The sequence below is a fragment of the Candidatus Thermoplasmatota archaeon genome, assembly GCA_018814355.1.
GTDB lineage: Archaea > Thermoplasmatota > Thermoplasmata > UBA10834 > UBA10834 > COMBO-56-21.
Map to the genome: position 1 here is coordinate 1 of JAHIZT010000106.1, position 3,570 is coordinate 3,570.

Consider the following 3,570-nt stretch of genomic DNA (forward strand, 5'->3'; position numbering starts at 1 on the left):
GTTTCAGTTCTTGGCTTGATGGTAATCATAGGTTCAATCAAGATGCCGCCAATTGCCAAAACTTCTAAACTAGGTGGATCTCGACCAGAAAACGTTTAAGTAGATTGTAACTGTACGGTGCTTGTCTAGTCTGAAAGACGATTTTGGAAGACTCAGATGAATACAATAAGGAGGTGCAAGAGATGAGCATATTGGTTCTCGGTGCATCGGGGCAGATCGGTGCTTACACTGTTCAGGACCTCGTGGAAATGTGCGGTGAAAAGGATGTGATTGCCTCGAGCCGGAAGATGGTCAACGTGAAGAAGGCGGTGGACGACCTCAAGCTCTCTAAGAAGGTCAAGTTGATGGAGCTTGACGCGAACGATGGTTCGAAGGTCCTTGAGACCATAAAGAAGGAGAAGGTTGGGTCCGTAATCAACTGCGCTTGGTATCAGACTAACCTGGGCGTCATGGACGCGTGCCTGAAGGGCGGCGCGACATATACCGACCTAGGGGGGTTCTTCGACACGTGCCTTAAGCAGCTGGAACTGCACAAGAAGTGGAAGGACGCGGGCATCAACGCGACAATTGGCCTTGGCAGCACGCCGGGCATGACGAACATCGCGGGCGCTGCGGGCGCCAAGAGGCTCGATGTGGTGGACTCTATCGATATCGTATGTGCCTGGGGCAACACATTGCCGGTGAAAGAGGCCGGCTGGCCGGGCTACTCAATAAGGACCGTCCTGGACGAGTTCACGCAGGAGTCAGTCCAATGGATCGGTGGGAAGTACCAGAAGCAGAAGATCCTCGGCGGAGAGACTGATGCCGTCTTGCCTGACCCGATCGGAAAGGTGAAGGCCTACTTCATCAAGCACTCTGAGCCTGCGACCATGGGCAAGTACCTTAACGCGAAGCAGGTCACATTCAGGATAGGCTTCCCGCAGAGCGACATGGCGACATTCATGACCTTGAGAGGGCTCGGCTTCGCCGACGAGAAGAAGCTCGATGCCTACGGCGTATCACCGCTTGACTTCCTGACCGCGATGTACCAGAAGGGCATCGCAGATGGCAGAGGAGCTCCCTCGAAGGAGAAGTTCGAATACGACATGTTCAGGATTGACTGCGCCGGAAAGAAGGATGGCATGCCTAAGACGGTCACCTACTTCATCGTGACCTGGAACGACCCTGAGAGGGGCGTGTCATCGGCCAGGGACACGTCAGTCCCACCTTCGATAGTCGCGCACTGGCAGCACACAAAGAGAATTAAGGAGCCCGGAGTGTTCCCCGCAGAAGCGACGGTCGAGCCCGAGGCATTCTTCAAGGAGCTCGGCAAGAGGAAGATCTATGTCGACGAGCAGATAACCTCGACGACGAAGTATTACTGAGAGCTCCGCTGGAAACCCGAAGGGAAGAGGTGAACGCACCTCTTCTCCCTAAAACCCCAATCTCTTCTCATTCTTGGTGGCTTGCATCTGCTGTCGGGAGGTTCCATCTCCCATCAACAGGACACGTATTCGACTCCCTGCTCCAGCTTAGCTCTCCTCAACGCGTTGTAGACTCCTTCGATGATGCACGCCTCAGTCACATATCCATAGAAGTCTCCTTTGTCGAAGACAGCGATCGTGGACACCCCGGAGTTGGCCATGGCCTTGGCCACCCATCGAAGATCCAGAGACAGGTTTGTCAGGATAACGAGAGGCTTGGACATGATGTCCTTGACCTTGACCTTCTTAGGGTCCTTCCCTTCGGCAACGACCTTGGACACGATATCCTTCTTCGTGACTATTCCGTAAGCGTCGTTCTTGTTCTTCCTGGGTACGAGAACCGAGAACTTGTTCTCGGCGAGCATCTTGTGGATTGCGCTTAAGACCGTCGCATCTCCTTCGATTGTGGGGAGCTCGAAGGTCTTCACGATGTCCTTCAGGATGAGAGGAACGTGGCTCATTCCTTTGCCTCCTTGATCTGCTTCGCTCGCGCGGCGATTACTTTGAGGATATCGACATCGGTGATGAACCCAAGAAATTCGTCTGCGTTGAACACGGCAATCTTCGAAACCCGTTCGTTTGCCATCTTCTTCGCTACCCATCGGATGTCGAGATTCAAGTTGTTCATGACGACAAGCGGTTTCCTGGCGAAATCCGTCACTGGAGATGTGGCTAGGTCCCGGCCGTTGGCAATCGCTCCTTCCACGATGTCCCATCTCGAGATAATCCCATATGAGTCGTTCTGACTTCTGCGGTCAATAAGCAGGAAGTCCGTCTTGTTCTCGATCATGGATACAAGCGCGTCGCTCACAGTCGCGTCTGGAGATATCCTAACGGGACTCGAGCCGCTGAGCATGTCTCGTAGTTCCACTTCTCTCCCCTCCAAAGCCAGGTGCCTAAACTGCGTTATCGTGTCGACTCTATTTCAATGTTCTCAATCTGGGGTCCTGGAACAATTCGGGCGATGAATACGCCCGGAAGCTTGGATTTTGACCTTCGACTGCTACATGTAATCAGAGAAATATGATATACTGGTCATCGTCAAGGACGAGATGCTGATCAAGGGAGCCGTCTTCCGGCTAGACTCGGACCTTCCATCGGATGCGAAATACCTTCTCGAGGACTTCAGATTGGCAGTCAACAACGCGATCCGTGCAGGCCTCCAGGCAAGAGTTACGTCGAGAAACGCTTTGTGTAGAATCGCGTACAAGGATTTTCGTCAGGAACACCCAAGGATGTATGCCAAGCATCTGGTATCGGCGTTCGAGGTGGCTGGCAGCGTCCTCAAGAACCATCGCAGGCGCATTCGCGAAGGTGTTGCGTGCAAGGTCCCCTATGTCAAACGCCTGATGATGAAGGCAGAGAACCAAGCATACAAGCTCGATCGTGAGTCCGGAACCATAGACCTTCCCATAAGGGCTGGCTGCCATGCGAAATTGAATCTCGTCGTCAGCCAGTATCATCGGAAGTATCTGGATGACCCTACTCTCTCCCTAGAATCGCTGACCCTTCTTCCAGATCGGGTCATAATGACCTTCAGGAAGAGTGCCCCTGCACCATACACCCCCGAGTCGGCCCTTTCTCTCGACACCAACGAACGCAGCCTCGACGGCGTATTCGTAAACAGCGGTACTGAAGCATCTGTTTCGGTCAAGGCGGAGTTTCCTGATGTTGCCATTATACAGCAGAGGCATCACGACAGGCGGAGAAGGCTGCAGAAGAAGAAGGCGCATGATAGGCGCACCACTAGAAACCTGTGTAGGAGGGAAGGCACAAGAGAGCATCATCGGATTGAGTACAGACTCCATCAGGTGGCGAATGCCGTGCTCTCGTTTGCCGAGAGCAGGAAGTCCGCCGTAGTGCTCGAGGACCTGACAGGAATCCGGTACAAAAGGGGCAAGGATCTGAATCGTCGCCTAAGCCTGTGGCCGAGGAGGAAGCTCCACCAGATCATCGAATACAAGGCCCAGTGGAAGGGTATCCCTGTCGTCAAAGTCGATCCAAGATACAGCAGCGGAAAGTGCCCGATATGTGGGAAAATACAAGATTCCCGAATGGGCACGGAGTTCGTATGTGAGTGCGGCTGGCACCTCGACAGGCACATCAA

The 3,570-nt window shown here is 53.5% G+C and carries 4 protein-coding genes; 2 read left to right on the forward strand and 2 right to left on the reverse strand.

Annotation, left to right across the window (positions count from 1 at the left end):
- Positions 1–182 precede the first annotated feature (182 nt).
- Positions 183–1,364, forward strand: coding sequence for a saccharopine dehydrogenase NADP-binding domain-containing protein (locus KJ653_07755; protein ID MBU0685722.1), 1,182 nt, complete (start codon positions 183–185; stop codon positions 1,362–1,364).
- Between the two features lie 113 nt (positions 1,365–1,477).
- Here the strand turns inward: KJ653_07755 and KJ653_07760 are convergent, their stop codons facing one another.
- Both KJ653_07760 and KJ653_07765 read right to left on the reverse strand, forming a co-directional pair.
- Complete coding sequence (locus tag KJ653_07760) at positions 1,478–1,924, reverse strand: CBS domain-containing protein (GenBank protein ID MBU0685723.1); 447 nt, start codon at positions 1,922–1,924, stop codon at positions 1,478–1,480.
- Positions 1,921–2,334, reverse strand: coding sequence for a CBS domain-containing protein (locus KJ653_07765; protein ID MBU0685724.1), 414 nt, complete (start codon positions 2,332–2,334; stop codon positions 1,921–1,923). Before KJ653_07765 ends, KJ653_07760 begins: the two co-directional genes overlap by 4 nt.
- Before the next feature lie 181 nt (positions 2,335–2,515).
- Between KJ653_07765 and KJ653_07770 the strand changes: the two genes are divergently transcribed.
- Positions 2,516–3,570: IS200/IS605 family accessory protein TnpB-related protein (locus KJ653_07770; protein ID MBU0685725.1), on the forward strand; the 1,055-nt coding region annotated here is incomplete at its 3' end.